This is a genomic window from Flavobacterium foetidum (assembly GCF_004634245.1).
Classification (GTDB): domain Bacteria; phylum Bacteroidota; class Bacteroidia; order Flavobacteriales; family Flavobacteriaceae; genus Flavobacterium; species Flavobacterium foetidum.
Genome location: NZ_SJTF01000005.1, coordinates 135237 through 150134 on the forward strand (window position 1 = coordinate 135237; position 14898 = coordinate 150134).

The 14898-nt window shown below is 35.9% G+C and carries 14 protein-coding genes; 13 read left to right on the forward strand and 1 reads right to left on the reverse strand.

From position 1 onward, the window contains the following. The first annotated feature begins 46 nt into the window (after window positions 1–46). From E0W73_RS08540 to E0W73_RS08600, 13 genes are all read left to right on the forward strand, one after another. Window positions 47–778: a GNAT family N-acetyltransferase gene (locus E0W73_RS08540; RefSeq protein WP_135221665.1), complete on the forward strand. Its 732-nt coding sequence runs from the start codon at window positions 47–49 to the stop codon at window positions 776–778. A gap of 476 nt (window positions 779–1254) precedes the next feature. Continuing rightward, complete coding sequence (locus E0W73_RS08545) at window positions 1255–1635, forward strand: DoxX family protein (protein ID WP_135221666.1); 381 nt, start codon at window positions 1255–1257, stop codon at window positions 1633–1635. Window positions 1636–1647: 12 nt separating this feature from the next. Further along, window positions 1648–1857: a hypothetical protein gene (locus tag E0W73_RS08550; protein WP_135221667.1), complete on the forward strand. Its 210-nt coding sequence runs from the start codon at window positions 1648–1650 to the stop codon at window positions 1855–1857. An 83-nt stretch (window positions 1858–1940) separates the two neighbouring features. Then, a complete protein-coding gene (locus E0W73_RS08555; protein ID WP_135221668.1) occupies window positions 1941–2312 on the forward strand; it encodes a VOC family protein in 372 nt (123 codons plus the stop codon). An 18-nt stretch (window positions 2313–2330) separates the two neighbouring features. Next, the gene (locus E0W73_RS08560) at window positions 2331–2798 is read left to right on the forward strand and encodes a DUF1440 domain-containing protein (protein WP_135221669.1); all 468 of its coding nucleotides are present in this window, start codon (window positions 2331–2333) and stop codon (window positions 2796–2798) included. A gap of 180 nt (window positions 2799–2978) precedes the next feature. Continuing rightward, window positions 2979–4037 carry a glycoside hydrolase family 130 protein gene (locus E0W73_RS08565; RefSeq protein WP_135221670.1) on the forward strand — a complete coding sequence of 353 codons (1059 nt, stop codon included), beginning with the start codon at window positions 2979–2981 and terminating at the stop codon, window positions 4035–4037. After that, window positions 4018–6288, forward strand: a complete 2271-nt coding sequence (locus tag E0W73_RS08570) for a glycosyltransferase (protein ID WP_135221671.1) — start codon at window positions 4018–4020, stop codon at window positions 6286–6288. Before E0W73_RS08565 ends, E0W73_RS08570 begins: the two co-directional genes overlap by 20 nt. A 269-nt stretch (window positions 6289–6557) precedes the next feature. Then, entirely contained in the window at window positions 6558–7316 is a 759-nt protein-coding gene (locus E0W73_RS08575; RefSeq protein ID WP_135221672.1) for an MlaE family ABC transporter permease, read from the forward strand. A 3-nt stretch (window positions 7317–7319) separates the two neighbouring features. Next, window positions 7320–8099 (forward strand): ABC transporter ATP-binding protein, encoded by a 780-nt coding sequence (locus E0W73_RS08580; protein ID WP_135221673.1) that lies wholly within the window; start codon window positions 7320–7322, stop codon window positions 8097–8099. A gap of 23 nt (window positions 8100–8122) precedes the next feature. After that, complete coding sequence (locus E0W73_RS08585; RefSeq protein ID WP_135221674.1) at window positions 8123–8974, forward strand: MlaD family protein; 852 nt, start codon at window positions 8123–8125, stop codon at window positions 8972–8974. A 109-nt stretch (window positions 8975–9083) separates the two neighbouring features. Beyond that, window positions 9084–11900 (forward strand): AsmA family protein, encoded by a 2817-nt coding sequence (locus tag E0W73_RS08590; RefSeq protein WP_135221675.1) that lies wholly within the window; start codon window positions 9084–9086, stop codon window positions 11898–11900. Window positions 11901–11906: 6 nt separating this feature from the next. Beyond that, entirely contained in the window at window positions 11907–12416 is a 510-nt protein-coding gene (locus E0W73_RS08595) for a low affinity iron permease family protein (protein WP_135221676.1), read from the forward strand. Beyond that, complete coding sequence (locus E0W73_RS08600; protein WP_135221677.1) at window positions 12413–13612, forward strand: NAD(P)/FAD-dependent oxidoreductase; 1200 nt, start codon at window positions 12413–12415, stop codon at window positions 13610–13612. Before E0W73_RS08595 ends, E0W73_RS08600 begins: the two co-directional genes overlap by 4 nt. 236 nt (window positions 13613–13848) lie before the next feature. Here the strand turns inward: E0W73_RS08600 and E0W73_RS08605 are convergent, their stop codons facing one another. After that, window positions 13849–14868, reverse strand: a complete 1020-nt coding sequence (locus E0W73_RS08605) for a helix-turn-helix domain-containing protein (protein WP_135221678.1) — start codon at window positions 14866–14868, stop codon at window positions 13849–13851. Between the last annotated feature and the right edge of the window lie 30 nt (window positions 14869–14898).

Consider the following 14898-nt stretch of genomic DNA (forward strand, 5'->3'; position numbering starts at 1 on the left):
CAGATCCAATTTTATCTTTGCTGTAGATTTAAAATCGATATCAAAAATGAAAAACAGCAACCTCATCAAAGACAATATTGACAACCTTACAGCCCTTTGGAAAACCGTTGCCACTCCCCTTTTGGCTAACTATGAAAATAATCCATTTGAATACATTCAGATAAATAATTCTGGCTGGCCAAACAGATTATGGTTTCGAAAAGATATTACAGCAGAAAATCTACCACAGATTCGTGAAATCTTAGAAAAAAATCCCAATCTAATAATTCCGTATTGGGATATTTTTGGAAGCAATTCAAAAGAAATTTTTGAGAAAAACGAATTTAAAATCCGAATCGAACTCGTGGCAATGGCTTTAAAATTGGGAAAAAAATTCCCTCGTCAAAACAATCTTATCATAAAGAGAGTTTTAAACGATGAAGATGCTACAATCTGGTCAAATATTTATCCGTTGTCTTTTAGTTATGTAATCAGCAAAGAAATTGTAGTTCACAATTACAAAAATGTCAAGTTTTATCTGGTTCATTTTGATGGCAAACCAATAGGAACGCTTACGCTCTTTCAAACTGGAAAAACTATGGGAATTCACGGTGTCGGTGTTATTCCAGAAATGCGAAAAAGAGGTTTTGCAGAAGAAATCATGAAGTTCGCCATTAACGAAGCTATTGATACTGGTTGCGAATATGCGCAATTACAGGCTTCGCCTTGGGGCAAAGGCATTTATACAAGATTAGGTTTTGAAGATTTGTTTACGATTACGAATTACCAGCTAGCATAAAATCTAAATTTAAAAGTCTCAAATCCCAATTAATAAAGTGTTTAAATCTCTCGCAAAGACGCGAAGTCGCAAAGTTTTTTTCCCCTCGCAGATTTTGCAGATTGAGCAGATAAGATTTCTAAATAATTAATTAGGGAAAAAATCCCTTCACCTATTAATCTGTGGCTTAAAAATAAATCCTTCAAGCCTATGTCACTTTGTAACTTTGCCACTTTGAACCTAAAAAAATTTCTAAGTAATAAATTAAATAATCTGCTTAATCTGCAAAATCTGCGAGAAAAAAATCCTTTAATCTTCTTAATCTGTGGCTAAAAAAAATACCCCCCCTGAACCTTCGTCACTTTGCATCTTTGAACCTCTCAAAAAACAATCTTGTCCAAAATGCCCCTAAAATAGTCGTAAATAAGTATTTGTAACCAAGAGAACATTAGTAGATTTGTAATACATTAACTAATAATCATTTAAACAAATACCCAATGAAAACAACCAAAATCATTTTCTGGACGACTACTATCCTTATCTTTTTATTTGAAGGCGTTATGCCAGCATTAACTTCTCAGACCGAATTGGCAAAAGAAGGAATCAGACACCTTGGTTATCCTGAATATTTCGGAAATGCCTTAGTTGTTTTTAAAATCCTCGGTGTTTTGGCCCTAATCATTCCGCAGGTTCCAGCGAGAGTAAAAGAATGGGCCTATGCAGGATTTGCATTTGATTTTATTTTTGCTTCTATAAGCCACTTTGCCGTAGACGGATTTGATTTTCAGACTATATTTCCTTTGATTGTCTTAGGAATCCTGATTGTATCTTATGTTACCTATCATAAAATAGAGCGTTATAAAAATATCGCTCTTTAAAACTCAAACTTTATGATTGAAGTTTTTAAAACCAATGTCCAAGAAGAATCTCAATGCAAAATTATCATTGAGAAACTTCTTGAACATTTCCCGAACAGTTCAATTAATTTTGATTTAGAAGATTGCGACAAAATCCTTCGCATACATGCAGCTTCGATTTCTAACCAAAAAATTATCGAGCTTCTTAGCGCTTTTGGTTATTCCTGTGAAGTTTTAGAATAAAACAAAGCTTTAACCTTTTGATTTATAAAGTTTTAAAAAAAATATTGTACATTTGAGTACCTATCATCCAAAAAATCAAATGTATGAACTTACCATCAGGACATCAGAGCATTATGCCGTATCTCATTTTACAAGGGGCTGCAAAATTTATCGACTTTACGAAAAATGTATTTGACGCAACAGAAATCAACACCAAATCGCTTCGTACAGACGGCAGCATCATGCACGCCGAAATCAATCTAAACGGCAGCACTATAATGGTAACTGATGAGATAACCGATTGGGGAAAACAAACGGCTAATTTGTTTGTTTATGTCCCAAATGCAGATGAAACTTATCAAAAAGCCATTGAGAACGGAGCTTCAAGCCTTATGGAACTTGTAGATAAGGATTACGGAAGAACCTGCGGCATAACCGATCCTTTTGGAAACGTATGGTGGATTACATCAGTGTAACTTAATACAATTCAATTTATGAAATCAAAAGTAAAAACTGTTGTTTCATCTGGCCTAACTGCAGGTATACTGGATATTACAGCCGCAATTTTGGTGTATGCAGTAATCCTTCACAAAACAACAGCCGAAAAAATTCTACAGTCTATTGCTAGTGGTATTTTCAAAAAAGAAGCTTACACAGGCGGTCCAGAAATGGCGGTTTACGGCCTCTTACTTCATTTCTTAATTGCATTTGTTTTTGCGTGGTTTTATTTTAAGATATTTCCCTACATTCCATTTTTTAAAATAAATACTGTTCTTTCTGGAGTATCTTATGGCATTTTTGTATGGTCTATTATGAACCTTATCGTACTTCCGCTTGCTTTCCCGGTATTGCCAGAAAAAAAATTAGATTTCCCACTTCTACTATCTATACTTATTATTATTTGTTGTGTCGGAATGCCGATCGCTTTTATAACGAAGAAATACTACGCAAAGTGGTATTAACTCATAACATAAATCTTAAAATTAATCCTACTCGCTAACCGTCACCTGTTAAACCTTTTACAATTCATTTTTACGCCTTACACAATTCCCATGTTTATGCTTTTGAGTTAATTTTTTGATTGATTGGATCAATTATCGCTCCAGTCCTAAAGTAATTTTAGATAAAAATTAAACCGAAGGATGCTTAAAGCCGTAAAACATGGTGTTATTTTAGAAAAAACAGAACGAGCTTTTGAAGAATTGGGAGTTCTGAATCCTGCCATTTATCAGGATGGAAATAACGTTCATATGTTTTACAGAGCAGCCAAAAAAGGTAATTTTTCAACTATTGGATATTGTCGATTTGAAGGTCCTTTAACATTAGTCGAAAGACACAATGAGCCTATATTTATTCCGGAATATATTTATGAGATTCATGGTGTTGAAGACCCGAGAATTACTAAAATCGACGATAAATTTTATATGACATATGTTACCTACGACGGTATAAATGCCTGCGGCGCACTGGCAACATCAAAAGACTTGCTGAGTTTTAAGAAAAAAGGGATTATGACCCCTAAATTTATCCTCAACGAGTTTACAAACCTGATTAGAAAACATTTGCATAATCCTAGTGTAGCCAGAATTTTGGCTTTTAATACACACAGAAATTATCCGCTAACGGAGACAATTAAGGACAATTTGTTTGTTTGGGACAAAAATGTGGTGCTTTTTCCAAAAAAAATAAACGGAAAATTTGTAGCGCTGCACCGATTGTTTCCTTCGATCCAAATTTTTTCTTTTGAAAAAAAGGCGGATTTGACCACGGATTTTTGGAAAGATTATATGAAAAACCTTCCAGACTATATTATTCTGGAGCCAAAATATGATCACGAGACAAGTCATATCGGACCGGGCGCTCCACCGATTGAAACCCCAGACGGTTGGCTGTTGATTTATCACTCAGCAGAACACAGAGAAAAAGGATTGGTTTATCACGCATCTGCAGTGCTATTGGATTTGGAGGATCCGACAAAAATTATTGCACGACTGCCAGAGCCTATTCTGACTCCTGCAGAATATTATGAAAGACATGGTTATGTCAACTACGTGGTTTTCCCGACAGGTACAGCCCTCTTTGACGACCAATTATATATTTATTATGGTGCAGCCGACAATAAAATTGCTGTTGCATCTTTGAGCCTTAACGAGTTATTAACCGAACTAAAAATGAATCCCCATGAAGACGATAGCAAATAAATCGAAAATAGTTTTTTTATCCACTTTCCCGCCGACACAATGCGGCATTGCAACATATACACAAGACACTATCAAAGGAATAACAGATGTTTATGGAAAATCAATTACTTGCGAAATCTGTGAATTGGTAAAAGAACCAAAGGCAGAACCAACTCAGGCATTTACTTTAAACACAAAAAATAGAGAAGAATACGCCAAAGTTGCCGAAGAAATCAATAATGATAAAGCAGTAAAACTGGTACATATACAACATGAATTTGGTTTGTTTGAAGGAAACTACGGAGATCATCTTTTAGATTTTTTGAATACCATAAAAAAACCTGTAACCTATACTTTTCACAGTGTAATTCCGAACCCTAACAATGAGCTTAAAACATTTGTAAAGCTTTTATTGAGCTATAGCAATTCTGTTTTTGTCATGACCAATCAGTCGAAAGAAATTCTGATCAAAGATTATGATGTCGACGAAAAAATCATCAGCTGCGTTCCACACGGAACTCATATCGTAGTATACGAAACTCCAGAAAACGCTAAAGAAAAATTCAATATCCAGGATAGATTTGTCTTATCTACTTTCGGTCTTTTGGGCGAAGGAAAAAATATCGAAACCGGACTGCAGGCGCTTCCAAAAATTATCGAAAAAGCTCCTAACGCACTATACTTAATTATTGGCAAAACACATCCAAATTTAATTAAAGACGGTGTAGACACTTATCGCGACAAACTGGAAGCGATGGTTGAAGAACTTAATTTGAAAAATAATGTTCGCTTTATAAATCAATATCTTGAAACTGAGGAACTTTTAGAATATTTAAAAGCAACCGACGTTTATTTATTTACATCGAAAGACCCTAATCAGGCGGTAAGCGGCACTTTTGCTTATGCTATGAGCTGTGCTTGCCCGATTGTGGCTTCTAAAATTCCGCACACAAGAGAGGTCTTAACTGCTGATTCAGGAATATTGGTCGATATCGGAAATGTAGATCAGTTCGCAGAAGCTGCTATCAAGTTAATTGCCGATGACAACCTTCGAAACGAAATGGGCATCAACGCTTTTACAAAAATGCGTGCCTCATCATGGGAAAATGCTGCAATCAAGCATATGAATACCTATAAAAAACTAATCGAAAATCCGTCTGAAATTAAGTTTAGCTATCCTGACATCCAACTTAAGCATGTCAAAAAACTTACTACAGATCTAGGAATAATCCAATTCAGCAAAATATCAATTCCAGATTTAGACTCTGGATATACGTTAGACGATAATGCTAGAGCGCTGATTGCTTTCTGTATGCATTACAAACTTACGCAAGACAAAGAAGATTTGGCTTACATTCTGATTTACCTAGATTTCATTCTACGTTGTCAAAAACCAAAAGGAGACTTCATTAATTACGTAGACCAAGAAAACAGAGAACATATAGAGCAAAATGCCGAAGTCAATCTAGAAGACTCTAATGCAAGAGCCATATGGGCATTGGGAACAGTTGTTTCTATAGGCGACATTCTTCCGGAAGCTATTACCAAAAAAGCTGCGAAATGTTTATTGCACTCTCTTAAATGGGCAGAAAACATTCAGTCACCACGTTCAATCGGATTCGCAACAAAAGGACTTTATCTGTACCATACAGCCGTTCCGAATTTATACGTTGCTGCAATCATAAACAAATTGAATGCTAAATTGCTGGCTAACTACGAACATTATGCATCAGACGATTGGCAATGGTTCGAAAACTATTTAACATACGGAAATGGTGTTTTACCAGAGTCTATGTTGTATGCTTATTTGGTTACCAATAAGCCGGTTTATAAAAAAGTAGCAATGGACTCTTTGGATTTCCTAATGTCTAAAACATTTGTAAACAAAACTTTCAGAGTTATTTCAAATAACGGATGGCTGCATAAGGATTCTGAACCGCATCCATACGGAGAACAGCCGATTGACGTGTCGTACACTATCCAGACTTTGAATTCATTCTACAAAGCTTTTGGAAATCCGGAGTACAAACATAAAATGAAAAAAGCCTTTGACTGGTTTTTAGGAAAAAATCATTTAGGGCAGATTATGTACAATCCGGTAAGCGGTGGCGGTTACGACGGTCTTGAAAAAGAAAATGTCAATCTAAACCAAGGTGCCGAATCGACTGTATGTTATTTAACTGCAAGACTGATTATGGAAAATCTTAAAATGTCTGATACGAAAGTAATTCCCTTAATGAAAAACAGAGCAGGAATTGCTATGAATTCATAAGGAATCAATCACATAGATGAAGCTAACCAAATACTTCATTTTGACCCAGAAAATCCCTCTCCGCAAGAGGGATTTTTTGTTTATAGAAGTTCTTGCAAACGCAGCTTTCTAATCTTTATTGTGTGCCTACGATGAAAATTATATAAAGTTGTAAAAAAGTTGTGTAAGGTTTTTTACCTATAATGAAAGTAAATTTAATATAGCAAAATCAGCATTTTAGAATCTGATTGGCTGTTTTTTATATCATTCACCATTAAAACATTAACATTTTGATTCTCAGCCTAAAAAATATATTTACAGAAATTGGAGAAACCTCTTTGTTTGCTAAGAAGTTTTTTAAGGAGGTTTTTGTTCCGCCTTACGAGACCAAAGAGTTTCTAAGACAATGTTATGTTATCGGTTATAAATCGTTGCCACTTGTAGCGATTACAGGTTTTATTATGGGATTGGTTCTTACGCTGCAGTCGCGACCTACGTTGGTTAAGTTTGGAGCAGAATCGTGGCTTCCTGGCATGGTAGCTTTATCCTTGATACGAGAAATCGCACCTGTCATCACAGCGTTGATATGTGCAGGGAAAATTTCTTCGGGAATTGGTGCCGAATTGGGTTCTATGAAAGTAACCGAACAGATAGACGCCATGGAAGTCGCAGCAATCAATCCGTACAATTATTTAGTGGTAACTAGAGTCCTGGCTTGCACGCTCATGGTGCCAATTTTGGTATTTTTTGCCGATGCTATCGGAATCATAGGAGGATATGTCGGAATAAACATCCACGGAGATGTAAACTTTTATAGGTACCTCACACAAATCATTCAATCTTTAGAATTCTTAGACCTCTTTCCTGCAACAATCAAAACGTTCTTTTTTGGTTTTTGCATTGGAATCATAGGATGTTTTAAAGGTTTTAATGCCTCTAACGGAACCGAAAGTGTTGGTCAAGCAGCAAACTCTGCTGTTGTAACGGCATCACTAAGCATTTTTATAATTGATATGGTAGCAGTTCAAATAACCGATTTATTCTTTTAAAAAATGATTAAAGAAAAATTACATAAAGAGCCAAAAGCAAAATCAGAAGATAAAAAGCCTATCATCGAGATTAGGAATTTGCATAAAACTTTCGGAAAAGACAATACGGTTCTGAAAGGCGTAAACCTAGATCTCAACAAAGGCGAAGATCTAGTGGTTTTAGGACGTTCTGGTTCTGGAAAATCAGTCACTATAAAGTGCGTAGTTGGATTGATAGAACCCGATCAAGGCGAAATAAAAGTCTTTGGCGAGAATGTACTAAACCTGAAAAAAAGCGAACTCAACGAAATCAGAGTCAGAATAGGCTTTTTATTTCAGAGTGGTGCCTTGTACGACTCGATGTCTGTTCGCGAAAACCTTGCTTTTACGCTTACCAAACACAAGCGAGATCTAAGCGCCGAAGAAATAGAAAATGAAGTTATGGAAGCGCTAGAAAATGTTGGCCTAGCAGATGCTATTGATAAGATGCCGTCAGAACTTTCGGGTGGTATGAGAAAAAGAATCGGACTTGCGCGAACCTTAATCTTGAAGCCTGAAATCATCTTGTACGATGAACCAACCACAGGACTGGATACCATAACATCAAGAGAAATCAGTGAATTGATTTTAGACATTAAACACAAGCAAAAAACATCTTCTATAATCATTACGCACGATATGGCCTGCGCGAAACTGACGGCAGACCGAATCGTAGTTTTAAAAGATGGTGTAATACATGCTGAAGGAACATACGAAGAACTTGAAAAAGACGAAGACGAATGGGTACGCTCATTTTTTGAATAAAGCAAAATAAAATACTAGAAATCATGGAAAAGCAATCGGGATATACTTGGAAATTAGGAATGTTTGTAACAATAGGTTTACTGCTTTTTATAATGGCTGTATATTTTATAGGAAAACAACAGAATTTATTTGGTTCAACCTTTCACATCACTTCACAATTTAAAAATGTGAGCGGACTAGAAGTCGGCAATAATGTACGTTTTTCTGGAATAAACGTAGGAACTGTCGAAGAAATCAAATTGATTAATGACTCTTCTGTCGTGGTGGTTCTGGTGATGAAAGAAGACGTCCGAAAATTTATCAAAACTGATGCACGCGCTAGTATCGGTTCAGACGGATTGATGGGAGACAAAGTGCTTACCATTTCTCCTGGCCTTAAGTCACAGAAAATTATTGAAGATAACGGACAATTGGCCTCTATAGACGGAATCGAAATGGCCGATCTTATGAAAAGCGTTAAGAAAAGTGTTGATAATGTCGGCGTCATCTCTGAGGAATTAGCCATTTTCAGCCATAGCATGAACAACGGAAATGGAGCTCTGGCCAGATTGGTGCGCGATGATAAAATGGCAAACAGCGTTTCGAACACACTTTCGAACCTAGAATCAGGAACAAAAGGATTTAGCGATAATATGGAAGCCGCCAAAAGCAATTTCCTTTTTAGAGGCTACTTCAAGAAAAAAGAGAAGGAAAAAGAAAAGAAAAAAGAAGAGCTGAAAGAAAAAAAGGAAGAACAGCAAGAAAAAGCAGCTAAAGAAAAAGAGCAGAAAGAGAAAGAATTAAAAGAACAAAAAGAGAAAGAGGAAAAGGAAAAACAAAAACAGGAAGAGGCAAAAAAAGCTGAAGCTGAAAAGAAAAAATCCGGTCAAAAGTAATTTATCATTTATAACTCTTAATCATAATTTATAACTTTTAAACACCGTCTGCCCGCATTTTTACATCTATTTTTAACCGCTGCCACGAAACAGCAAAATACTTATTTATATGCCTTTCACAATCAAACATACCGCCTTAAAAGTTTTAAAAATCACTGGAATTTCAATCGCAGTGATTTTGTTTTTGTTATTTATTATTCCGCTGCTGTTTCCTGGAAAAATTGCTTCAGAAGTAAAAAAGATTGCCAACGAACGTTTAGACACCAAATTAGATTTTTCAAAATCAAAACTGTCCTTTTTTACTCATTTTCCCTCGCTAACTGTTTCACTCGATGATTTGTCGCTTACCGGCTCCGCTCCTTTCAGCAATGATACATTACTAAAAGCAGAGGAAGTAGCTTTCGGAATAAACTTAAAAAGGCTTTTGTTTGATAATGAAGTAAAAATCAACAAACTCTATGTTTCTGATGCCTTGATCAATGTAATGGTTAATGAGAAAGGTCAGGCTAATTATAATATCTATGTAGCGCCAGAAGACCGAAAAGAGGATAAAAAAGATAAAGATGCTCCAGAAGAAGGAACTGCGATTCGTTTAGAACGAATTGATTTGAAAAACTGTCATGTAAAATACAACGATCGTTCTGCCAAAATTCTGGTAGATGCAAAAGGATTTAACTACGTTGGAAAAGGAAATCTTAGCGAAGATATTTTTGACTTAGCCACCAACGCAAAAATCGACAATCTGGATTTCTATTACGACAGAACTGGCTATTTAAGAAAAAAAGAAGTTTCTGCGGACTTGATTACTCGAATCAACACGCATGCCCTTTCGTTTATTTTACAGAAAAACGAACTCCATATCAATAAACTGCCTTTAAAATTTACAGGTCTGTTTACCATTTTAAGAGACGGATACAAAATAAATATCAAAGCCGCTTCAGAAGATACTACGGTTAAGGATTTATTGTCTGTAATGCCTCCAGAATATTTAACCTGGCTTGAGAAAACAGAAATATCTGGCAGAAGCGATTTGCTGCTTACTTTTAAGGGAGATTATAATGTTTCTAAAAAGCAGAAACCCAATTTAGCTTTCAACCTAAAAATAGATAAAGGTGCCGTAAATTATCAAAGCGCTCCAGTGCCGCTAACCGATTTTCAAATGGATCTAAATGCGATTCTTCCGTCGCTTGATACCGAACAGTTACTGGTAAACCTAAGAAAATTAAGTTTTAAAGTCGGCGAAAAAGATTATTTCAATGCGTATCTGCACAGCAAAGGCCTAAGCGAAATGAAGATTGACGCAAGTGTTAAAGGCGCACTAGACCTTGCTGTTGTCGATGCGGCATTGGGATTAAACAGCATCGATTTAAAAGGAATTTTAAAGACCGATATCAAGGCAAAAGGTGATTTCAGTACATCCAAAAAATTGTTTCCAAAAACTATCGGAGGTATATCACTGCGAAACGGATGGCTGAAAACAGAATATTACCCGAATCCGATTACCAACATCACTTTTGTCGCCAATGTTTTGAACAAAGCCGGAACGTTTAAAGATTTGATTGTTGCGATAGCACCTGCCTCTTTTGTTTTCGAACGAAATCCGATGTATGTAAATGCCGCGCTATCAGATTTTAGCGATTTGTCTTATAATGCTAAAATTAAGGGAGAATTAAATGTGGGTAGAATTTATCAGGTGTTTTCTCAAAAAGGCCTTGACTTGACGGGCTACGCAAAAGCTGACCTTTCGCTGAAAGGAAAGCAAAGTTATGCGACAAACGGACAATATGATAAATTAGACAATAAAGGAACGGTTGTTCTTAAAAACATAAAAGCCACTTCTGAACTTTTCCCAAAAGCCTTTTTTATCAAACAGGGAAATTTCCGCTTTCAAAACGAAAAAATGTGGTTTGAGAAATTTAATGCTTTTTATGGCAAATCAGATTTTGATATCAATGGTTATCTGCTCAATACCATAAATTATTTCTTGGAATCTCACGGAACATTAAGCGGTAATTTTAATTTGAAATCGAAATTAATTAATGTAGACGAATTTATGGCGCTCGAACAAGGCGAAAATAAAGAGCGAAGCGTGGCCGTAGAATATGCCAAGGAAGATCATCCAAAAATGAGTGGTGTAGTCATAATTCCGAAAAATCTAAATGTAAGCTTAAATGCAAATGCAGACAAAGTAGAATATAACGGATTGATATTCAATAAACTTTCTGGAAAAACTGGAATAAAAAAAGGTGGATTTTATTTAGAAAACACTACCTTTAGTATCATCGACTGTATTTTAGGAATTGATGCTGCTTATAGAGACGAATCCCCAACGTCTGCACATTTTGATGCACATTTCCGCGCCAAGGATTTTGATGTTCAACGAGCTTATAAAGAAATACCGATGTTTCATGATATGGTGACGGCTGCAGAAAAAGCCCACGGAATAATCTCTGTAGATTATGCTATTAAAGGAGATTTGGACGGAAACATGAGTCCGATTTATCCTTCTCTTGAAGGTGGAGGAACGATAAATCTGCGCGATGTAAAAATTAAAGGATTAAAGCTGTTTGACGGAATCAGTTCTAAAACCGGACAAAACGGTTTGAATAATCCTGATATGAAAGGAATCGAGATCAAGTCAAATATTGATAATAATCTTATTCATATTGAGCCTTTTACATTTACCGTTGCCAGTTTTAAACCTACTATAAAAGGAACAACCAGTTTTGACGGTCTTTTGGATTTAAGAATGCGTTTAGGGCTTCCGCTGTTTGGCATAATCGGCTTTCCGATTGTAATTACGGGTACGCACGAAGATCCGAAGATAAAAATCTTTAGCAAAACCGGCCAAAAGATAGAAGATGCCGTTTATGATGAAAAAAACAACAAAGTAATCCGAAAAGAGAAGGTGAGTAAATCTAAATAAACTCAAATGAAAAATGAAAAACAAAACAGTAGTGCTTTTGAAAAATTTGCTTCAAAAGTTTCAAAAGCAGCCGGCAGCACAACTGCTTTCATAAGTGCGTTTGCCCTTGTAATTTTATGGGCGGCATCGGGACCGGTTTTTGGCTATTCAGAAACCTGGCAACTGGTAATTAATACCGGAACTACGATAATCACTTTTCTGATGGTTTTCCTGATTCAGAAGGCACAAAATAAAGATTCTCTTGCTATACAACTCAAATTGAACGAATTGGTAGCTTCTAACGAATCTGCGAGCAACAGTCTGGTAGATATAGAAAGCATGACCGAAGAAGAAATGCTAATTGTGCAAAAATACTACCACCGTCTGAGCGAGCTGTCAAAAAAAGAGCAAGGCATCAGAACGTCTCATTCTATTGCAGAAGCGCACGAATTACACAAACGTAAACACCAAAAAAAGACCAAACAAACTCCCAAGAACACTACCGAAAATACCTCTAAAAACAAAACCAAAACATGAAACTACGCTCAATTGAGACTTTATGGCCTATACGAAATGCCATGAAAACAAGTTACCCTTCTCTGGATTCTGATTTAAGCACATCGATCCTAATTATTGGCGGCGGCATAACAGGCGCCTTAATTGCTTACAAACTGATCAGTGAAGGAAAAAAAATTATATTAGTCGACCGGCGGGATGTCTGTGGCGGAAGCACGGCAGGAAGCACCGCCTTGCTGCAGTACGAAATCGATGTTCCGTTGCACCAGCTGATCAAGCTAAGAGGAACAAAATGCGCTGTCGATAGCTACAACAACGGAAAAAAAGCAATTTTTGACCTTAGGCAGATTATTGACGAAATCGGATCTGACTGCGACTTTGAATTCAAAAAAAGTATTTATTTCACTTCATTCAAAAAGGATATTCCGTATTTGAAGAATGAATTCAAAACCAGAAAACAGCATGGTTTTGATATCAGCTGGCTTAATAAATACGAACTCAACAAAATGGGACTCAATGCAATGGCAGCACTCGAATCTAAAACCGCGGCTGTTCTAGATCCGTACCGACTTGCAAGCGACCTTTTGTACCACTGCCAGCAGAACGGAATGCAGATTTTTGATCGTACGAACATTGCTTCAATTCAGCATCAAAAAGGAAAATGCATTGCTGTAACCGACGAAAAGTTTACCATTACCGCCGACCATGTAATTCATTGCACGGGTTACGAGAGCACTGAGACACTAAGCGAAAAAGTAGTCAATTTAAAAAGCACTTATGCGGTGGCTACAGAAAGCGTGGTAGAAGTTCCTCAGGTCTTAAAAAATGCTGTTTTGTGGGATACTGCTTCTCCATACAATTATTTTAGAGCTACAGCAGATAACCGAATTATTTTTGGCGGAGGCGATGAAGATTTTAAAGACCCGAAAAAAAGAGATAAGCTCATTTCTAAAAAAGAGGTTTATCTTATGAAGCAATTTCAACGAAGATTTCCAGACCTAAATGTAAAAATTGACTATTCTTGGGCGGGAACTTTTGGAGAAACAAAAGACGGGCTTCCTTATTTTGGAAAACCAAATCCTAAAAAAAATGAACATTATGTAATGGGCTTCGGAGGAAACGGAATCACTTTCAGCGTAATCGGAATGAATTCTATAATGGATTCCATTAATAACAAAAAGAATACTGACTTAGAATATTACAGGTTTGGAAGGTAATTTTTTAGTTGTTAAGTTACTGAGAAACGTGTATTTGTTTTAGTGAAGCGCAACTCAATCTATGTGATGGAAAGTTGCAAGTAGATTTTTAGCATAAAAAAACTAAGATTCTAACTTGTATTTTAAGTTTTCATTTAAACTTAAATCAAATTAGAATCTTAGCATTTTAGTATATATCTTGCTTAAAGCTAGCGACATTAATTGATAAACCTTTGCAACTTTACTTTACATCTCATTTATGCAGTAATAGCCATTGGGCTCAAGTTGAATTTATATTCTTTTGGACTGCAGTTGAATTTCTGTTTGAAGATTTTAGAGAAATAACTTCTACTGGTGAAACCAATGCAGTAAACGATTTCTGAAATATTTAAATCTGATGTTCGAATCAGGGTTTCGGCTTTTAAGACTCGCATATGGGTAATGTAGTCGTTTACAGTTCGGTTGTGAATCATTTTAAAGCCTTCCTGTAACTTATTTGGCGACAATCCAGATTTTTTGCTCAATGATTTGATAGTGAAATTTTCTTCTGGGCAAGATTTGATAAATTCTGAAAGTTCTTTGATTTCTTCCATTTCTTTCAATGTCAGTCCGTTGGATTCGTTTGCAAAAGCATGAAGATCATCAGAATGTTGTTGAATTTCCATAGCCAGGATGATTCTTAAAATGCCTTCTTTCAGAAGATTTCTAACGATTCCTGTTTGTGTAACTGAGTTTAACTGCTCGATTTTTTCGGCAATTTTAAGATTGTAAGAACCAACATAGAAGAAATCGCGTACAAGGTTGTTCTCAAAAAAAGTATCTTTAACTTTTTGATTTAAAGAGTTGCTTTGTGTTTCATTTTGTGTTCCGACAATGATAAGGGTAAATTTTGTGTTTTTTCCTTTTTCAAAAGACAAAACATTGTCTTGTTTTTGCGTAGAACTTACAATAGCGGTCTGAAAGGTTTTTAGTTTTCTTTCTTCGCCACTTAATCCGAAACTATGTGATAAACTTCCTTTTGAGCAATATGCAAAATAAATAGGAGAAGATTTAAGATTTAAAATATCCATTCGTACATCGGCCTTAAAAGTCATGTCGAACTGTACATACGAAATATTATCATTAAATGAAGCACCGATTATAGAGCCAGAAGCAAAACTATTTTCTACTTCTAGCATATATTCGTCAAGATCAAAAGTTACTTTGCCTCCGAAATTTGCATTCAACTCATCAAATATGTTTTGAGTTTTCTCTGTGTTTATGGTAACTATTTTCATTGGAAATCGATTTAAAATTCAAAAATTGCA

Excerpts from the sequence above, each read along its gene's own strand:
- E0W73_RS08545 (WP_135221666.1), top strand. The coding sequence starts at position 1,255 with ATGAAAACAACCAAAATCATTTTCTGGACGACTACTATCCTTATCTTT.
- E0W73_RS08560 (WP_135221669.1), top strand. The coding sequence starts at position 2,331 with ATGAAATCAAAAGTAAAAACTGTTGTTTCATCTGGCCTAACTGCAGGT.
- E0W73_RS08580 (WP_135221673.1), top strand. The coding sequence starts at position 7,320 with ATGATTAAAGAAAAATTACATAAAGAGCCAAAAGCAAAATCAGAAGAT.
- E0W73_RS08590 (WP_135221675.1), top strand. The coding sequence starts at position 9,084 with ATGCCTTTCACAATCAAACATACCGCCTTAAAAGTTTTAAAAATCACT.
- E0W73_RS08585 (WP_135221674.1), top strand. The coding sequence starts at position 8,123 with ATGGAAAAGCAATCGGGATATACTTGGAAATTAGGAATGTTTGTAACA.
- E0W73_RS08595 (WP_135221676.1), top strand. The coding sequence starts at position 11,907 with ATGAAAAATGAAAAACAAAACAGTAGTGCTTTTGAAAAATTTGCTTCA.
- E0W73_RS08565 (WP_135221670.1), top strand. The coding sequence starts at position 2,979 with ATGCTTAAAGCCGTAAAACATGGTGTTATTTTAGAAAAAACAGAACGA.
- E0W73_RS08600 (WP_135221677.1), top strand. The coding sequence starts at position 12,413 with ATGAAACTACGCTCAATTGAGACTTTATGGCCTATACGAAATGCCATG.
- E0W73_RS08555 (WP_135221668.1), top strand. The coding sequence starts at position 1,941 with ATGAACTTACCATCAGGACATCAGAGCATTATGCCGTATCTCATTTTA.
- E0W73_RS08540 (WP_135221665.1), top strand. The coding sequence starts at position 47 with ATGAAAAACAGCAACCTCATCAAAGACAATATTGACAACCTTACAGCC.
- E0W73_RS08605 (WP_135221678.1), bottom strand. The coding sequence starts at position 14,868 with ATGAAAATAGTTACCATAAACACAGAGAAAACTCAAAACATATTTGAT.
- E0W73_RS08570 (WP_135221671.1), top strand. The coding sequence starts at position 4,018 with ATGAAGACGATAGCAAATAAATCGAAAATAGTTTTTTTATCCACTTTC.
- E0W73_RS08550 (WP_135221667.1), top strand. The coding sequence starts at position 1,648 with ATGATTGAAGTTTTTAAAACCAATGTCCAAGAAGAATCTCAATGCAAA.